Annotated in this window: 15 protein-coding genes; 4 read left to right on the top strand and 11 right to left on the bottom strand. The window is 56.6% G+C overall.

What is annotated here, in order from left to right; translation table 11 throughout:
- Positions 1–2: 2 nt before the first annotated feature.
- From KFE13_RS15945 to KFE13_RS18630, 6 genes are all read right to left on the bottom strand, one after another.
- On the bottom strand, positions 3–914 hold the full coding sequence (locus tag KFE13_RS15945) for a hypothetical protein (protein WP_260704293.1): 912 nt from the start codon (positions 912–914) through the stop codon (positions 3–5).
- 302 nt (positions 915–1216) lie between these two features.
- On the bottom strand, positions 1217–3226 hold the full coding sequence (locus KFE13_RS15950; protein WP_260704295.1) for a M1 family metallopeptidase: 2010 nt from the start codon (positions 3224–3226) through the stop codon (positions 1217–1219).
- Positions 3227–3288: 62 nt separating this feature from the next.
- A complete protein-coding gene (locus KFE13_RS15955) occupies positions 3289–3864 on the bottom strand; it encodes a class I SAM-dependent methyltransferase (RefSeq protein ID WP_260704297.1) in 576 nt (191 codons plus the stop codon).
- An 89-nt stretch (positions 3865–3953) separates the two neighbouring features.
- A complete protein-coding gene (locus KFE13_RS15960; RefSeq protein ID WP_260704299.1) occupies positions 3954–4775 on the bottom strand; it encodes a hypothetical protein in 822 nt (273 codons plus the stop codon).
- A gap of 45 nt (positions 4776–4820) precedes the next feature.
- Entirely contained in the window at positions 4821–6623 is a 1803-nt protein-coding gene (locus tag KFE13_RS15965; protein WP_260704302.1) for a glycoside hydrolase family 57 protein, read from the bottom strand.
- 238 nt (positions 6624–6861) lie between these two features.
- Positions 6862–7989 (bottom strand): BON domain-containing protein, encoded by a 1128-nt coding sequence (locus KFE13_RS18630; protein ID WP_313900656.1) that lies wholly within the window; start codon positions 7987–7989, stop codon positions 6862–6864.
- Between the two features lie 446 nt (positions 7990–8435).
- On the opposite strand from KFE13_RS18630, the gene KFE13_RS15975 reads away from it, so the two are divergent.
- Entirely contained in the window at positions 8436–8825 is a 390-nt protein-coding gene (locus tag KFE13_RS15975) for a YtxH domain-containing protein (RefSeq protein ID WP_260704304.1), read from the top strand.
- 76 nt (positions 8826–8901) lie between these two features.
- Positions 8902–9450, top strand: a complete 549-nt coding sequence (locus KFE13_RS15980) for a hypothetical protein (RefSeq protein ID WP_260704306.1) — start codon at positions 8902–8904, stop codon at positions 9448–9450.
- A 12-nt stretch (positions 9451–9462) separates the two neighbouring features.
- On the opposite strand, the gene mnmA is transcribed toward KFE13_RS15980, so the two are convergent.
- Positions 9463–10587: a tRNA 2-thiouridine(34) synthase MnmA gene (gene mnmA, locus KFE13_RS15985; protein ID WP_260704308.1), complete on the bottom strand. Its 1125-nt coding sequence runs from the start codon at positions 10585–10587 to the stop codon at positions 9463–9465.
- Between the two features lie 94 nt (positions 10588–10681).
- Between mnmA and KFE13_RS15990 the strand changes: the two genes are divergently transcribed.
- Entirely contained in the window at positions 10682–12283 is a 1602-nt protein-coding gene (locus KFE13_RS15990) for an NAD(P)H-hydrate dehydratase (RefSeq protein WP_260704310.1), read from the top strand.
- Between the two features lie 69 nt (positions 12284–12352).
- Positions 12353–12742, top strand: a complete 390-nt coding sequence (tsaE, locus tag KFE13_RS15995; protein ID WP_260704317.1) for a tRNA (adenosine(37)-N6)-threonylcarbamoyltransferase complex ATPase subunit type 1 TsaE — start codon at positions 12353–12355, stop codon at positions 12740–12742.
- Positions 12743–12794: 52 nt separating this feature from the next.
- Here the strand turns inward: tsaE and KFE13_RS16000 are convergent, their stop codons facing one another.
- From KFE13_RS16000 to KFE13_RS16015, 4 genes are all read right to left on the bottom strand, one after another.
- A complete protein-coding gene (locus KFE13_RS16000) occupies positions 12795–13502 on the bottom strand; it encodes a redoxin domain-containing protein (RefSeq protein WP_260704319.1) in 708 nt (235 codons plus the stop codon).
- On the bottom strand, positions 13486–14280 hold the full coding sequence (locus KFE13_RS16005; protein ID WP_260704322.1) for a class I SAM-dependent methyltransferase: 795 nt from the start codon (positions 14278–14280) through the stop codon (positions 13486–13488). Before KFE13_RS16005 ends, KFE13_RS16000 begins: the two co-directional genes overlap by 17 nt.
- Positions 14280–14651 carry a metal-sulfur cluster assembly factor gene (locus KFE13_RS16010; RefSeq protein WP_260704330.1) on the bottom strand — a complete coding sequence of 124 codons (372 nt, stop codon included), beginning with the start codon at positions 14649–14651 and terminating at the stop codon, positions 14280–14282. Before KFE13_RS16010 ends, KFE13_RS16005 begins: the two co-directional genes overlap by 1 nt.
- A gap of 236 nt (positions 14652–14887) precedes the next feature.
- Positions 14888–17230 (bottom strand): DUF4838 domain-containing protein, encoded by a 2343-nt coding sequence (locus tag KFE13_RS16015; protein WP_260704331.1) that lies wholly within the window; start codon positions 17228–17230, stop codon positions 14888–14890.
- Positions 17231–17262: the final 32 nt, after the last annotated feature.

Raw genomic sequence — 17262 nt, forward strand, 5'->3', positions numbered from 1 at the left:
CGCTAACTTTGAGGCTTTTGCGGATCGTGACGAAATACGCCGGGATCAGGCTCGTCGAGTGAGGGCACTGATGGTTCAGGAGGAGGAATGGGATCGGAGGTTGGCAGCGGTTTGAGATCCATTAACTGTGGGTGAGCTATCGGATCATCTGGGGAGAGCGGCGCTGGATATAGCGGCGTGAGTGGATCGATGCTGTAGATCATCTCAACGTGTGGATGCTCAGCAGGTGAAGGAGCAGGACGTGCTGGCGGTGGATTTTTGACAGTGATAGGGATCGAGCTTCGATACAGGATCGGGTGTTGCTGTACCAATGAAACTTCTGCTCCTCTCTGCCAGAAACGAGTGAAGAGCATGATTATCATGCCGAGTTGCGCCATCAAAAACATCGGCCACACGCGAGGTTGAGCGAGCATGTGCATCGCTATCCGTGCTGCGAAAAAAGCCGCTACTGCTCCCAGCAGCGCAAGAAACAAAAAAACAAACCATGCACGAAGCAGGTGATGGCGAAGCAAACGCCACGCCGGGCCAAGTGTGCGCCGGATGCGATGGTCAGGCCTTCCATCGGATCGATGTTCTGTCCCAAGCTGCACTGTGTAAGCTTCCACGAGATCAAAGTAAAGCCGCAGCAGAGACGCAACCAGCAAGACGATGAATAATCCGCCAAGTCTAAGCATCAGAGAGGGCATGCCAACAAAGCTGTTATCGACAAACGATGCCCAGCGGTTTTGTAGAAGCATGAGCGGCCCAAGTATGAAAAACGCAGCAATCAAAGTAAGAACGGTAATACGTATAAATCGCCAGAAATGGAGCAATCCCTGGCGAAGCAGTGTGCTGAGCTGAGCATGGGTTCGCGTAAGGTAGCAGAACAACGTTCCTGGAGTGAGTAGAAAGTAAATCAACAGATAGGTCGGCACGGAGCCGTGGCTTGCAAACGCAGCCGCCTGACTGCCGAAGTCTCCATGAATCTGAAACGCAGCCGAGGCCGCAGTGCCAATATCGAAACCCGAGAAAAGTCTCTGCGCAGCCAGCGACTGATCGAGCAGGTTCGACAGCTGCACCTTTAAGGGAAGGCAAAAAAACAAAGCAAGAACAAGGCTGAATAGATAAGTCCACAGAAAGGCGGGTAGACGCCGTAACGCGATACCTAGGCCGTGGATCAAGATGCTACGCTTTTCGATCATACGACGAGTACCTTCCTATATTTCCTGTATACGGCTTAAACGATCCACGCAAGCAATTGTTGTGCGAGTTGATGCAGCTCAAGCCACAGGGTGGCGAGCTTGCGTGCCGGGATTCCGTTCGACTGCATGGTGAAGCTGTTATTGAACGCATTCCTGTCGAGAGGTATTACGTGGTCCGGGTCTATCTCAGCCGAGATGATTTTCGCCTCGCGCATATAAGTAAACTGTGTCCAGCGATCAACGCCGTCCCAGTGCTCGCGTAGCTTTGTTCCGTCGGCAAAGGCAATCTCAGCCGTGACCGGAAGAATGAAGTCACCTTTACGGCGAAGGATCACTGTGGATTGATATTGTGGTTTCCCATTCTTGCCTTTGCTCGCAGGGATCTCGTCGGAGGAGATGCGATCCACAGCGTAGTCCAACATCTGTGTTCCGTAGACAGCTTGATTCAAGAATGGCCGCAGCGTCGAGTTGACTGCAGGAAGAGTCGACGTCTCCGGAGTAGTGAGCGATACGTTTGTTGAGTTGGCTACAGCTTTACCGCGAGCTACCGCAACTTCCTCAATCGTACGCAGAAAATCCTCTGCCGTCGGGTGTGTAAATTTGAAGCGCTGGAAGTAGGTGCGCATTGCCTCATCCATCGTGTCGCGGCCGATGATGCCTTCCAGCGTTTCCAGAAAGGTTGCTGTCTTGCCGTATGTGACTGCGCCATACGAAGTGCTGTTGCGGAACTTCCAAGCAGGACGTGTTACCGGATCGTAGTCAGGGGCCAGGAGATACGTAATACGTTGCAATGCCCGGTCACCCAGATTGGCATAAGGCTGCCCCACGACGGAGGTCTTGGCTCCGTAGATACTGGCAAGCGTTGTGACCTCGGTATAGCTGTTGATGCCTTCGTCCAGCCAAGCCTCTTCAAACTCGTTCGTTGCAACCATCCCATACCAGTACTGATGGCCGAATTCATGATTTGTGGTGAGCTCCGTCAGCCTGAAGATGCCACTCCAGGAACCATCGCCTGTGACAAGTGTCGGATACTCCATCCCTTCCATCTCTGAGCTGGGCTCAGGATCGACGACAGTGATGATCTTGTAAGGGTAAGGCCCATATCGCCGCTCAAACTCAGCCAGCGAGTTGCGTGTGATATCGAGATAGCGTTGAGCAATATGCGGATGGGCCGCCAGCGCTAAGACGTGAATCTGTACAGGCCCAAGCGAGGATAGATAAATTGCGTCCGTGACCTTGAAGTTCGGACTGGCCGCAAAGGCGAAGTCGTGAATGTCTTCGCCTATGAAGCTATAGCTCCGTGTGCCATCTGAGTTCGCCTGTTGCCCCGTGGGTACGCCGCTTGCTCCGATGACATAGTTGCGAGGCACGGTCAGGCGGACATTATAGGTGCCGAAGTCCGAGAAGAACTCCGTCGTCGCGTGATACTGGTGGCAGTTCCACGCGCCGTGCCAGAAGACACCGACTTTAGGAAACCATTGCCCACCCATAATGAAGTCGCGTTTATAACCGTTGCGCGCGACCGAGAGCGGAAATTTGTCGTGAAATGCGAAGTGAAAAGTAACAGACTCGTTCGGAGCCAGAGGGCGCGGCAGAGTAATCTCGGCGACGGTGTGATCCTGCATGTTGCCGTCATCGGGCGCAGTGAACCGCAGTGATGATGTCAGGTCTCCATAACCATCGGCTTCGATGTGAGAAATCGTGATGCCGCCGGTCTTTTCCTTCGGATAGTCGCTGTCACGCAGATTGTCACGGATGCTGCCAGCAAACCTAGTCTCTGCTGTAAAGGTCGACTCAGGACGGAACGCGTTCAGGTAGAGATGAAAGGGAAATGTCGTGAGTGGTTGTCCAGTCAGGTTACGGTACGTTAGGGATTCGGTCGCGTCGAGCGCTTTTTTATTCGTGTCAAGTCGCGCGTCGATCGAATACGCAACAACCCGTTGCGAAAGAGGAAGACCATTCGGCGAGTTGGTGGCAACGCTGAGCTGTGCTACGCCTGCCAGTGGCGAAAGGATCAGGAGTATAGCAAGAAAGTATCGCGGCATAAGCACCTTTACCGAGTTCATTCTTTGTGATGCCAAAACTATAAGCGAAGCTGTCGTCGCAGCTACAAGTTTTGAGAGATATCAGTAGAGTCTTTTCGCCAAAGCTCAGCTTTTAATAGACCTGCAAGAGAGGGGCGGCACGCCAACCTCTCAAAACCAGCTTGCGACAGCGCCGATTTATGATCGGGGAGCTGCGTCGTTCGCAATCCGGTCAAGAGGCGGAACGCAAGATACAGGGAACGCACAAGTAGGCTCGCAGGCAAGCGCAGCCATCCTGTTGGTACGTGAAAATCGGAGACCACCCACAACGCCTGCGGTGATAGATATGGAGCAGTCCGCGCAATAAGTTCTTTAAGTTCAGACTGAGTGAAGCAGTCCAGGAAGAAGTGCGTGACGACGAGATCGTAGGGGGTAAACGATGTAGGCTGGGATTCGAGAGCGTCCACCTGATACGTCTCCAGTCGATCAGCAAAAGCGGCGCATCGCTTATGCAGGAGTTGCAGCATCATGGCGCTGGAGTCGATCGCGGTGGCTCGAATCGCGCCGTTCGTTGCCAATAGCCTTTCTAAAAATCTGCCGTCGCCATCACCAAGCACAAGCGCATTGCGGCACTGCATCAACTCAGGCAGAAATGCCATACGCGTTCGTTCCAGAGCACGGCCCAGAGTGATGTACTCCAGCATGCGGTATGGTCGCGCAATCGTGTCGAAGTTTGGTCGCCGAGCAGTCATAAGAAGCCTGCCAGTAGTGCAGGAGTCAGCAAGGCAAGATCGGCTAGGATACGCAGAGTCGGCTTGTCATAATGGGAGCGGCTGAAATGAACCACGAGCAGCACAGCGCACGAAAGCGTTGTCGCCGTTGCAATGGGCCACGGTACCCTGTGGTCGAAGATGGCAAGCAATGCGGCTATCCCTCCTGCAATCGCAGTGAGCGTAGGAAGGCGCGTCAACATTACGGCTGTTACTGGATGCGGAGGGGGCACCGCTCCCGTTGGATGCTCCCATACAAAGATGAACAGGCAATTCAGACTGCATAATGTGGCGAAGAGAAGTGCCGGTGGCAGTAGCACGGCCCGAAGATCTGGCTCGCGCGCTACCGTAGGAATAAAGACAGCTGCTGCAAAGCAGACGCCAACGGCGATCTCCTTGGGAAGTCGATGTGCGCTCTGCGAGGCATGGATGATCACGAAGTAGCCAAAGACCATGCCCCCAAGTACCAGATAAAGCCGAATAGCTTCAGATGGAATGCTCGGAAGGGTAGCAGCAAGCAGAACGGAAGCTCCGCCGATTCCAACGAGAAATGTAGTGCTGTGGCGATAGTGGAAGTGATGCCGTGCTTCAAGTACATCGGCACTCTCTCCCCTGGTATCAAGGAGCCTGTCTGCCGCATAAAGCATCCACACCGCCGCAGTCATAGCAACGAGCGAACTCGCCGGTAGCGAGACATGATTGGTGCGGGCGATGAACCACGTCCACAGGGTGGCCACCGTGGGAGCATCAAGAGACAGCAGATGCCAATAAAGAAGCGGTGGTTTCAACTTGATGCCCACCGCTCCATTTTAGAAAACTATTCGCGGACAGCTTCAAGTAGAGAATCAGGCTACAGGTTGGGCCGCTGGTAATGGGCTGACTTGTGCCGACGCATCACGAGCCTGCCTGGCGCCAGCCACCCACATTCCGGGGTCGATATGCGGAAACACATTATCACGTCGCTCGATCTCGGCCAGACGAGCGTCTTCAGCCTGGGTGAGATGACCGTTGCTTTCAAATGCCTCCCAGATGGCCTTCACTTCGTTGAACTGATCGTTATGCGTTGTAAACCGAGCTTCCGCGTAATCGCGCGCCGCACCCGTCGTGATGAGGAACTGCCAGTCCGACGATTCAAGTAACAGAAGCTCGCGGCATAGCTGCTGTGCAATCCGCTTGCCCAGCGCCGACTCGCGCCACTTGCCAGCTGTAGCGACTTCGCGTGTGAATAATTCGGCCGGGTAGATATGGGTATATGTCCAGCTTGTGTCTGGATTCATCCAGACCTCATTGTGTCCGCCGGCTCCCCACGAGCCCTCGGGTAACGCAATAAACCCCGCGCGAGGATACTGATCGAGATACTCGCTGCAGCTGATCAACTCAATACCGGTATCGTAGTTGTGCAATACGCGCGCAATTGCCTCCAGCCAGAGCGGCCCTTCAAACCACCAGTGGCCAAAGAGCTCCGCATCGAACGGTGCACAAAGGACGGGCGGGATCGAATCATTGAATCCAGACTTCAGCGCTTCGTATACCAGATGGACGAAGTGCGACGCATGCGACTTTACTCGTTCTGCTGCCTCTTGCGGATAGTAGGGCTGCTTGTCGCCCATATCGACTTTCGCACCCGTCACACGCCAGTAGCGATGACCACCAGGCCAGCGCTTCTTGTGGAAGTCGAGATACACGCCGTCGCCCGGATAGCCCGAATCGCCCGACCAGACCTGAATGCCAGTCCGCGGATCACGCGGGAAAATGGATGTGGCGTAGCGTTTATCGTACGGGCCATCGACATAGTAAGGCTGGTAGAGCGAACGGTGGCCGCCATGCGTCATCGCAACCGTTTGCTCGTCGGTTGGAACTTCGCCGCGCAGCAACTCATAGGGTGAGGGAACACGATGTCCCTCTTCGACCAGATGTGTATCGACGAAGAAGAACTCGATATCCGATTCCGAGAGTGCCTGCTCTACGCCAATGCGATCGAAGCCGGGCGCTGCTGTGCCGTCTGCGAACCGGACCGGGTAGTTCCAGAAGCCTGCCGGACGGTAGCCGCACTCCGGAGCCCATATCCCGCGAGGATGCCGGCCAATATGACGGATGTGTGTGTCTACAGCCGTGCGAATCTGTGCCCGCACACTCTCATCTGTGCCCAGCAATGGCATATAGCCGTGCGTTGCACCGCAGGTGATGATATCGATGAGCCCCGTTTCGTTATGGTGCCGGAAGCCTGCGATGATGTTGCCGTCCAATGCGCGGAAGTCCTCAAGCGCCTGCGAAAAAAAACGGTGCCAGAACCGTGCCGTCTCCGCCAGGTGCGCTTCGCCAGATTGCATGAAGAACGCTTCATCTTCGCGCGCGGCAACGATCTTGCGCGTCAGATACTTCGGGAACTCCGCAATGAATACAGGATGCGATAGTTGCTCCAACAGAATCGGCGAAAGGTTCAGGTTGCACTGAAAGCGGATTCCATCACGCTCCAGATTATTCAGAACGCGCAGTAGAGGAAGGTAGGTCTCGGCGGCAGCCTCATGCAACCACTCCATGCCATGGGGCCATGTGCCGTGATTCACCACGTAAGGCAGATGCGCGTGCAGCGTAAAAGTAAGATACCCAGCAGGCCGTTTTGTCGTGTTATCCGATGCCTTCGTCAAGACCAATACCTCAGACCATTTAGGCCGGTAAGACTGCTCCCAGACTTCCTCGAACGACTCAATATCCACGGCATGTTCGGGGCTGAAGCTGAGTCTAACACCAGCCCTGTTGCAGGAAGCTAAAGAAAGAACGATAAATCAGAGAGCGGCAGGCGTTGAATTGCCTGCCGCTATTTCCCTACTTCTCTGATGCTAAAAATCAGCTTTGTATCAAGTTGTACCAAGTAACTTTGGTTTACTACTGCGGCTGTTGATCGCCCGTCGATGCGTCTGGAGCGGGTGTCATGGGGCGACGGTTGGAGTGGCTTCCGGTTGTGCTCAATGTGCTGCTTGTTGAGGCCCGAACAGCTAGCGTATTTGTGATCTGGAAGTTCACCAGGCTCTCTGCTGGAATCCTGACCTGTTCTCCACGTGTGATGGTGTTGGCTCCGGCACCGACACCAGCGCCGGCTGCGGAGCCGATCGCTGCACCCTTGCCGCCGCCTGCAATCGCTCCGATAATGGCACCGATCGCTGCACCGCCACCTACTTTGGCTGCAGTATTTTTGCCGCGGCCTTTGCCCTCAACACTGTAAGGCTGCGTACTGACCGCAAGAGAGTCGCCGTTACGGCTGATGCTGACCAATTCAACGGTCAGCAAGGAGTTGCCCTTATAGTGCGCAGCCTCTTGAACGGCGGTGACCCGACCCGTTACCGCTGAACCCTGACGAATGGCTACGAGGCCATCCGCCATAATGTCCGTTGCCACTGTTCCCGTGAAGGATTGGCCCTGCTGGGTTGAGGCGCTATCCAGAGTCTGATTGATGCGAACCGGAATCGTCGTGCCTGCAGGAATCGTGACATTCCTAAAGGCCGGCGGTGGGGGAGGTGCAGGCGCAGGAGCTGGAGCTGGGGTAGGCGCTACCGGGACCTGTGCTACCGGCTGTGGCCGCTCGATGGGCGCCGGTCGCGAGGGAGCCACTACGGGCTTTGGTGCAGGAGTCTTGACTTTCTTTGCGGGGGCGGGAGTTGGAACTGGTGCTGGCGCCGGTGCCGTCGCTACGGGCGCCGGTGCCGCGACAGTCAGGTTGTTAACAACCGTCTTGATGCCTGGTATCTGAGAGACGTCGGACGCCGCCAGCGAGCGCGCTGCATCGTTGCTGACCGTGCCATTCAGGGTAACGATCCCATTCTGTACAGAACTCTGGATCGACTCCGTGCTCAGAGCGTTATCTGCCGATAGCTTGCTCTGGACGGCGGAGGTGAGTGTTGCGTCGTCTGTGGCGGGCGCAGGGGTGGAACTCTTGCAACCGCCGATGCTGAGCGCCAGCGCCAGTGCGGTTACAGCAACGAACGTGCGGGGTGATGTCATCGAATGGATATTCATTGGTTGATCTCTCTTCGTGCTGTAGCACTCTGACTCCTCCGCAAATCAATAGCTTGCGGGAGCCGATGTGCGAGTTTATGCGAGTTTAGACGATGCCGTCTACTTTGGAGTTGATTGTGAGATCCACTCCCCCTGTAGAGTATGACGGATAACGAACCGGACAGAGAGCCGCCCACCATGCATGCTCCCTTCATATGATAAGAACCAAAGGGCTTGCCGGGGACCGGGGCAAAAGAGCACAACCAAATGACGAAAGCAGGCATCCACCAGATAAGATAGCCTGCACTTCATGAGTGCAGCAGTGCGGTGGTTTGCCCGCTGTAAGATAGGAAGCGACACAATCGTGCGACTTGCAGCGTTGAGCTACATCTGCAAATCTATGAAAATAGAGTCATAGGGACTCAAATCGGAAGCAATGGGTCGCTTGAACCCGAGGAGGAGAAAAAATGGCTGACAACGATAATGGTGCAAGCGGGCTTGGATGGTTTCTGGCAGGATTGGGTCTTGGTGCGTTGGTGGGTGTGCTCTATGCGCCCAAGGCAGGGAAAGAGACTCGGGAAGATCTGAAGGCAAGCGCGCAAGATGCAAAAGAGCGTGCGGCTGTCCTGGCTCAGCAGGGTCGCGAGCGCGCCGCTGAGTATGCGGCGCAGGGACGCGATCAGTTCAACGAATACGTCGATCGCGGCAGGGAGTACTACGACCGTGGCCGCTCGCAATGGTCGCAGTATGTCGAGAAGGGCAAGAACCTTGTCCAGGACCAGCAGAGCAAGATCACCACGGCAATCGATGCAGGTAAGCAGGCTTATGCGAATGCTACCCAGGAGACCAACTCCTAGCCTTTCTGCAGGAACGCGAGGTCTGGCCCCATGTGCCAGACCTCGCTGCAAATGAGGTATTGGAGGAGAGATTCCTATGATGATCCTGGCCATCTTGCAGGAGCCTGGTTCGCTTTCGGCAGGAAACTCGCGCCTGTTGATGTTCTTCGTCGCCATGGTGGCTGTTGCCATGGCCATTCAGGCGATTGTCGTTGTGGTAGCTGCCATTGGTGCGATCAAAGCGCGTAAGCAGTTTCTTGCGATCGCGCAGGAGTTGCGCGAAAAATCGTTGCCCATCATGGATTCCGCGCAGGGGATGATGCACGAGCTACATCCAAAGGTCCGGACGATCACCGACAATCTCGTCGAGACCAGTCATGTTGTGCGGTCGAAGGCCCAGGAGTTCGATTCCACTCTGACCGACGTCAATCAACGCGCGCGAGCACAAACCGAGCGCGTCGACGATATGGTCTCTACTGTTCTCGATACCACCGCTGGCATCGCATCGACGATCCAGAAAGGCGTGCAGGTTCCAGTGCGTGAGTTTCACGGTGTGATGAGTGGTATTAAGGCTGGAATCGATGTTCTCGTGGGCCGAAGCGGAAATCATCGCAGGCACTATCATGACGACGAGTTCGGCAGCTAAGCGCTTCGCCGATCACACAATCCAGCCGCCGCCCACAACCTCATCTTCCTGATAGAAGACAGCAGATTGGCCAGGCGTGATAGCGCGCTGCGGTTCGTCGAACAGTGCGCGGACCAGATCGCCACCCATTCCCGTAAGCGTTGCCGGTGCAGGCGTATGACGGTGGCGAATCTTCGCAGTCACACGAATCTGCTCGCCCTCCCTCAGCCCAGGGATTGATATCCAGTTCAGCCGGTTCGCTGTCAGCTCACGTGTCAACAGTTCCGCATCCGGGCCGACCGTCACCTGGTGCGAGTCCGGATGAATCGCCAGCACATACAGAGGATTGGGCGAGCTGATACCAAGCCCCTTCCGCTGTCCAACCGTAAAGCTGTGAATGCCCTGGTGATGCCCGATGACCTCGCCTGTGGTCGTCACCAGCTCTCCCGAAAGATCAGGCATCGGCTCGTTCTGCTCATCGAGGTACGCCTTCAGAAACACGCTGTAGTCACCGCCGGGGATAAAGCAGATCTCCTGCGAATCCGGCTTCTGCGCCAATGCCAGACCCGCATCGGCTGCGCGCTCGCGCACCTCGGGCTTCTGCATCTCGCCCAGTGGAAACAGCGTGCGTGCGAGCTGCTCCTGCGTCAGGCCGAAGAGGAAGTATGTCTGGTCCTTCGACTTATCGGCTGGACGCGAGAGAATCCACCGCCCGCGCGCCCCATCGTAATGATTACGAGCATAGTGGCCCGTCGCAATGCGCTCGGCGCCAATCTGACGCGCTGTCAGCAGCAGCTGATCGAATTTCAAATGGTTGTTGCAGAGCGTGCAGGGAATCGGCGTACGACCGGCCAGGTACTCATTCACGAAGGGCCGCACGACGTCTGCTTCAAAGCGCTCCTGCTGGTTGACGACATAGTACGGAATGCCGATCTGCTCGGCAACGGCGCGGGCATCGTAGACATCATCCAGCGAGCAGCAGCGCCCCTGTACCGCTTCAGGCATTCCCTCATGCCCTGAAAGGCGGCGCTGGTTCCACAGCTGCAGAGTCAGCCCTACGATGGAGTGCCCCTCAGCGCGCAGCATCGCCGCAACCGTCGAGGAATCGACTCCGCCGGACATGGCAACCGCAATCGTACTGTTCGTCTCAGCGCTCATAGGCTCTGCTTCTATTTTCTCAGAGTTTGACGATTTTCGAACCATTACCATCTTCGGTTTGGCTTATGCCCATGGAATGAGATAGAAGGAGGTGATGAAGATTCTTACCGCAGAAGAGATGGCCGCCACCGACCGACGCACGGTCGAGGAAGCAGGCATTCCGCTGTCGACGCTGATGGAGGCTGCCGGTGCTGCCGTGGCCGCCTATTGCAGGCGGCGATGCATACGAAGCCTTCCTCGTATGAAAAGGATCGTGGCTCTCTGCGGCAAAGGCAACAATGGCGGAGACGGCATGGTCGCTGCACGCCAGCTCGCACACGACTGGCAGGATGTATGCGTCGTCTTGCTCGGCAGGATGGCTGATGTAAAAGGTGAGGCCGCAACGGCACTTGAACGTCTGCGTGCGGAGGCTCCCGCAGTAAAGATTGTTGAGGTTGAGGATGAAGCCGCTCTTGCAACGGAGTTTACCGGTACAAATGTCCCCGGCTTGGTTCTCGACGCTGTCGTAGGAACCGGCTTCAAGCCGCCACTGCGAGGCTTGGCAGAGACAGCGCGGAGACTGCTCAATACTCTAAGCGTGCCTGTCGTTGCCGTCGACCTCCCCAGTGGGTGGAATGCCGACTCAACCGAGCAGACAGTCGAAGGAGCCTATCGCGCCGATGCGGTCGTCACCTTTACCGCCCCTAAAACAGCACACGTCTTCGGCTATATGACTGCGGGGCCTGTCCTGGTTGCGTCCATCGGTTCGCCTGAAAATATAGTGCAATCGGCAAGCGATCTGATATGGGCCGGATCATCGAAGACCATCGCCGAAAAGCCGCGCGATCCCAACTCAAATAAAGGAAAGTTCGGCCACGTACTGATCGTCGGTGGAAGCTACGGAACAGCAGGCGCGCCATCCATGTCATCGCTCGCGGCGCTGCGGTCCGGTGCAGGACTTGTCACTGCGGCTGTGCCAAAGTCCATCGTGAACCTTGTGGCTGGAGTAGCTCCGGAGTTGATGGTTCGTCCGCTCGATGAAGGCCCTGAAGGCGCAGTCGCAATGACCAGCATCGCAGGAGCCAATCTGGATGCACTGCTCGAGCGCATTACGGTGCTTGCTATCGGTCCGGGGCTCTCGCAGCGAGGTGAGGCCAAGGCAGTTGTGCGTGATTTGATTGCTAGGGCGAAGATACCAATGGTGATCGATGCCGACGGCCTCAATGCCTTTGACGGATGCACTCATCTGCTGGACGGCACCACAAAGACTCTTGTGCTGACGCCGCATCCCGGCGAAATGGCCCGTCTGGCTGGCATGACGGTGAAGGAGGTCGAAGCCGACCGCATTGGGCTTGCGAGAAGATTTGCGACCCAGCACAAGCTAACTCTTGTGCTCAAGGGATGGCGCACGCTCATTGCGCACCCCGATGGACGCATCGCCGTGAATACCTCGGGCAATCCTGCGATGGCCAAGGGGGGGAGCGGAGATATCCTTACCGGCATCGTAGCGGCGATGCTGGCACAGTATCCCGGCGACGTCGCGGCCGCGGTGGAGGCAGCAGTGTATCTCCACGGGCTTGCAGGTGATTTCGCCGCGCACGTGATGGATGAGCACACGGTGCTCGCCACTGATACTGTTGCGCACCTGTCTGACGCTTTCCGCTATCGTACGCACGACGAGGACGGCAGCACATGGCTCTGCGGACTGAGAGTGTAGGCTGAGAGCGTGACCGCATTCATTCGAGAAAAAAGATTTAGGACCCGCAGCGTCGCTGGAACCCTTGCTTTGGGCGAGAAGATCGCGGAGATTCTGTCGCCTACTCCAAAGCTCGCTGTGTTGCGCGGCGAAGTCGGCGCAGGTAAAACCACGCTGGTCAAGGGCATCGCCGAAGCCCTCGGGGCCGCGAGCGAAGAAGACGTTACCAGCCCCACCTTCACGCTGGTGCATGAGTATGTGGGGCCGAAGGTGAAGCTCTATCACCTCGATCTCTATCGACTGGAGACGGAGCGCGAGCTTGCTGCGCTGGGCATCGAAGAGATGGCCGCCGAGTCGAATGCGCTGGTTCTCGTCGAATGGGGCGAGCGATTCGAGAGTCTCGTCTCGCGTATGGACGCTGAGATTGCGATGGAGCATGGCGAAGGAGACGAACGCGCGCTGCTGGTCCGCTGGCGCTAAAGAATAAGGCCCACGCGATTACGTGAGCCGTATTGGTCGAAACTTCGAGTGCCTAGGGTTTGGTCGCGCCGGTGTTGGCGTTGATCACCGCCAGGGTGTCGGAGGGCGGCGTTTGGTCACTGAATGAATAGCCGGTATGAGCGAAGTAGATGGTGCCGCCCTTGCTCACTACGAAAGTGCTGGGGTAGGCCGTCTCGCTAGGGCCGTTCCAGCGCAGGCCGTACTGGTTGACGACCTGATATGTGGGATCGAGGACGATGTGGATGTTGGCGGGCAGAGGAGCCAAGCCAGTCATCTGCAGAGCGTCTGACATCAGGTTCTTGCTGTCAGTGCCGGGATAAACAAACAACACCTGCGCGCCCAGCGCGGCAAACTGCGCAGCGGCTTGCTGATAGAGCTGAAATTGCTGCTGCGAGAACGGGCACTGATAGCCGGGATATCCGCGCAGCACGATCAGGACAACGTTGCCTTGACTGGTCAGCGATGAGAGCGTCAGCGAGTTGCCGCCGGGAGTTGGAAGCGTGAAGTCGGGAGCGCTCTGTCCGACGCCTGGAGTTGCGGCGGAGGCGGCGAGCGAGGCGGCGAGCAGAAGTGCGGGAAGGAAAGACAGTCTGCGCAGGCTCATGGAGCCGATTGTAGGAATGGTGTAATCCTGCGAGGTATACCACTTTGGAGGCAGCGAAAGCTGATTCGATTGGCGTAAGTTTTGCTTGATGAGGGAGTTGCCGCTGATTCTGAAAGCGTTAGCTTTTGCGTCCACGCCCCGTGTAGCGATAGATGGCGCATAGCTCGTCGCCGGTTGAGCCGTACTCGGCCTGCTGGGCGATGGCTTCGAGGTCGGCGGCGTGGTCGTCGGGAGTCATGGGCACGGAGCCTTGCCAGAGCAGCCTGAACGCCGGGTTGCGGTTGAGCGTGGAGCCGTGCTCAGCGTTGACATAAAGGATGTCCAGCTGGCCGGGGCGCGAGGCAAAGGCCGTCTCGACGCGGCGGAGGAAGGCTTTGAGCACGGGCGCTTCGAAGGGATGAAAGAGAAAGACGACGGTCGGCGTCGTGGGCAGCTCGAAGCTGAGCGCGTCTTCGTGTACGACGCGAATGGGAGCGATGGCCGGAGCCGTAGGGTCAGACTTGTGCGCGCTGACCCACAGATCGACGTTCTCCTGTGCGATGCGCGCCATGGTGTCGTTCAGTTCCACGCCGACGATGGAGCGGAAGGGAAGCTCGCTGGCCAGAAGAACCGCACGTCCCTTGCCGGCGCCAACGTCGAGGAAGGTGTAGTCGGTGCTATGGTGCGGCGGCGCGGTGTCGAGCCAGCGGTCGACGAGCGCGCGCAGGATGGAGGGCGCGATGCCATAGTAGGCCGTGACGTGTTCGTCGTTTTCATGGCCGGTGACGAGATCGCGCGCAGGGACCAGGCCGCTGGTATCCGTACCGTGAATCTGGTCGAAGGGGTGGATGGGCGTTGCCGTTGCCTTCAGCAGGTCGCGGGGTCGGATGGGTTGGACAGGCTTTGCATCTGTCTTGTTCTTCGATTTGGCCATCAGCGAATCTGCACCAGACTGGGGTTGCCGTCGAGGCCGAGCGTGCGGCGTCCGGCGGGTGTGATCTGGAGCGGGCTCCATGCGGGTTCGGTAACGATCTCGATTTCCGTCCTGCCTGCTTCTTCGAGGCCCGCGAGACGGTTGGCGATCTGCGCGGAGAGCTGCGAGGCGGCCTCATCTGTGGTGCTCGTAAGGGCAAGCGCGATATGGATGCGGTGTTTCTGCGGGACGCCGGGTATACCCGCTCCGGGAGCTTCGGGGTCGGGCGTGACAGTGATCGAGCGGATGAGGCCGAGATCGACGATGTTGCAGGGAAGCACGGGATCGAAGCAGTCGCGTAGCGCGTCCTGGATATTCAATTCGGTCAGCATCGGCAGGTATCCCCCCTCCCCATCAAAAGTGTGCAAAGTATTCGAAACAGAAGCTTTATTTGAACGGTTACTTTAGTTCGAGATCCTGTTGCCGAGCCGTCCTCAAAAATCGCCGTCTATTTCCCCTATTTCTATTTTAGCGAGTGGAGGATAACTTATCGGCACTCTGCAAGACTTTTGGATTCAAAGACTTGTTGGATACCGGGGCTTGACAGCATTTTCGTCGCAGGACGGAGCTATGTGACTACGATCTGATCGGTATAAATCCAGGCTGGCTGGCCGGCGCGAATATGCCAGGAAGGCATGCGAAGGATGCTTTCTGCGTGCACTTTGATGTAACGGGCTTTGACAGCCGCTTCCAGGTCGGCCCGGAATGACTGGACCGGGATTTTGGCGATGTCCGGATTTTCCTTCGGGTTTGGATTGTGAGGATTGTTGGCCTGGATGATGTCGTTGAAGGTTGTTCCGTCCGTGGACGTGGCGTAGGCGACATAGGCAGGCAGAACCAGGAGGTTCCAGTCGGGCTGAGCCTGTGCATTGAGGAAATCCATTTGGACGGAGTGGATGTCGATGACTTCTCCGAGGTCGAGAACAAAGTCCATGTGCTGGCCCTTGTAAGCTACCCAATTTACGTCCGGGGCACTCCAGGATTCCCACGACCCGAAGATTCCATCGGTGAGTCGCTGGGCTTGAGCTGCTCCGCCTTCCGGGAGAGTGGCGGAGGTGATTTTTTTGCCGAACGACGTGGCACGCTGCGTCGCTGCGACTTTGGTGAAGACCCGGTCATAGGAGGCCTGGTAGTCGTCGGGGGAGGTGGTTCTTTCTCTGACTTTCGTTACGCCATCCTGCTTACATCCATTGGCGAACTGCGCGACGAGCGACTTCATGGCAGGTTTGACGTACACCTTGCCATCGGGCGTATGCGCAAACATGCTTCGCGGTGTATCGGCTGGTTCGTTGCGTCCGATCTGGATGGTTGCGTACATGATAGGCAGGCGCTCGACCTTTACGCGTGTAAGGCGTTGCGGATTGTTTGCCACCGCTTTTTCTGCCCGATCAAAGAGCGCGTTGTAGTCATTCATCCTGTCTGCTGCGAGGTAAGCATCCCTGGCGTCTTCGGGGCTGCCGAAGATATTGAGTTTGAAGCCTGTGCTTAGCAGCGATTCACGCATCGTGTCGATGTATTGGCGGATAAAGGGCGCAGCCTCTCCGTAATAGCCGGTCAGATATTCATCGATTAAGGCGCTGTCGTCGGCATCGGGATTCCACATCAGTTTGGAGATGAGATAAGCCCTCAAGCCTGCCATCTCGCCGCCAAGCTGGCCGTTCGACTGCATGAAGAGCGAGTTGACATTGTGGTCTGTATAGAACCTGATGTTGGGTTTTAAGGTGTGGAGGTTAGGGAAGGGGCTGACGAGATTGGAGAACTGAACGTTGTAATCCCAGATCAGAATATTGTTGGCGAGCTTTCCCCAGGTGATGAGGTCGCGTGAGAATGCAGGATCGGTTTCAAAGACGGGCCGCTGCCGTCGACTTTCAATGTTGCAGAGCATGATGTTGACGTTGGGCTCGGCCTGGATGTTTTGCGGTGGCGTTCTTGTGTACCAGTAGGCGAGTGTGGAGATGATTTTGTCAGGGAATGCTCGGGCGACCTGGTTCACGAAATAAAGGATGGAGCCGCTGGGCACGTTGCCATATTTCGTGTTGAGTGTTGTGCATGGTTCGCAGCGACAGTACTGATCGTTGTCATTCTGGCTGACCGACCAATATGTGGGGGCTGGCTTCTCTGCGATCTTTTCTTTAAGGCTGGCGATCAGCACGTGGAGTACTTCGGGATTCGAGAGGCAGAGTTGTGTCCCCGGCAGCCGCTGGCCGTCGATGAGAGAAAAGTATTCAGGGTGCGTTTTGCCGTACGTTTCAGGAGGAACAAGCGTATTGAAGGTGTGAACGAACAATCCCCAGTCGTCTCGAGAAGAGAGGCTGTGCCAGTTTGTATATTCGGGGTCGCGCGTGTCGGGGTAGGAGACGGTTCGATACTGTATCGGCGGAATGACGATTCGTTCTTCTTTCGGAATGCGGATGGCGTTGGCGTGAGGGATGTCGATGGCTGTAGAGGTGTACATCCTGAAGCCCCACAATTCAAGCAGTCCATAGATGGCGTAGAGGATTCCTTTTCCCGTTCCACCTGCAACGATCAGATTTGTTCCGGCGGGATGATAGGCGTAGCCGTCTTCTTTCAGTTGTTGAAGATCAATCTTCTGCGTCTTCGCATATTGGGTTTGTCCAATGAAGAAGGCAGGGCCATTTTGATATTCCTTCTCATGGCGCAGCACCAGATCCTGACGAGACATCTGAGCGAAATAATGCTGCAGCTTCTTCGCTGCCTGCTGCTCGATGGGGCTGGGCTGGTCAGGCAAAACGATCTGGTAGGCTGCGAGCCGATCGATGTTTATCTGCGTAGTTTCCTGAGAATTCAGAAGAGAAGCGAGTGCGGAGTGGGGCAGAAAGGTGAGGCCTGCGGCAACGTGGCTCGCATGCTTGAGGAAGTCGAGCCGGGTCATGTTTTTGTAGTAGTTCATCGCGGTTTTGGTAAACCAAAATCGTACCAAAT

This window comes from Edaphobacter flagellatus, from assembly GCF_025264665.1.
Taxonomy (GTDB): Bacteria; Acidobacteriota; Terriglobia; order Terriglobales; family Acidobacteriaceae; genus Edaphobacter; species Edaphobacter flagellatus.

What these genes read in the sequence shown, in the direction of transcription:
- KFE13_RS15950 (WP_260704295.1), bottom strand. Translation starts at nt 3,226, where the DNA reads ATGCCGCGATACTTTCTTGCTATACTCCTGATCCTTTCGCCACTGGCA.
- KFE13_RS15955 (WP_260704297.1), bottom strand. Translation starts at nt 3,864, where the DNA reads ATGGCATTTCTGCCTGAGTTGATGCAGTGCCGCAATGCGCTTGTGCTT.
- KFE13_RS18630 (WP_313900656.1), bottom strand. Translation starts at nt 7,989, where the DNA reads ATGAATATCCATTCGATGACATCACCCCGCACGTTCGTTGCTGTAACC.
- KFE13_RS15975 (WP_260704304.1), top strand. Translation starts at nt 8,436, where the DNA reads ATGGCTGACAACGATAATGGTGCAAGCGGGCTTGGATGGTTTCTGGCA.
- KFE13_RS15980 (WP_260704306.1), top strand. Translation starts at nt 8,902, where the DNA reads ATGATGATCCTGGCCATCTTGCAGGAGCCTGGTTCGCTTTCGGCAGGA.
- mnmA (WP_260704308.1), bottom strand. Translation starts at nt 10,587, where the DNA reads ATGAGCGCTGAGACGAACAGTACGATTGCGGTTGCCATGTCCGGCGGA.
- KFE13_RS15990 (WP_260704310.1), top strand. Translation starts at nt 10,682, where the DNA reads ATGAAGATTCTTACCGCAGAAGAGATGGCCGCCACCGACCGACGCACG.
- KFE13_RS16005 (WP_260704322.1), bottom strand. Translation starts at nt 14,280, where the DNA reads ATGGCCAAATCGAAGAACAAGACAGATGCAAAGCCTGTCCAACCCATC.
- KFE13_RS16010 (WP_260704330.1), bottom strand. Translation starts at nt 14,651, where the DNA reads ATGCTGACCGAATTGAATATCCAGGACGCGCTACGCGACTGCTTCGAT.
- KFE13_RS16015 (WP_260704331.1), bottom strand. Translation starts at nt 17,230, where the DNA reads ATGAACTACTACAAAAACATGACCCGGCTCGACTTCCTCAAGCATGCG.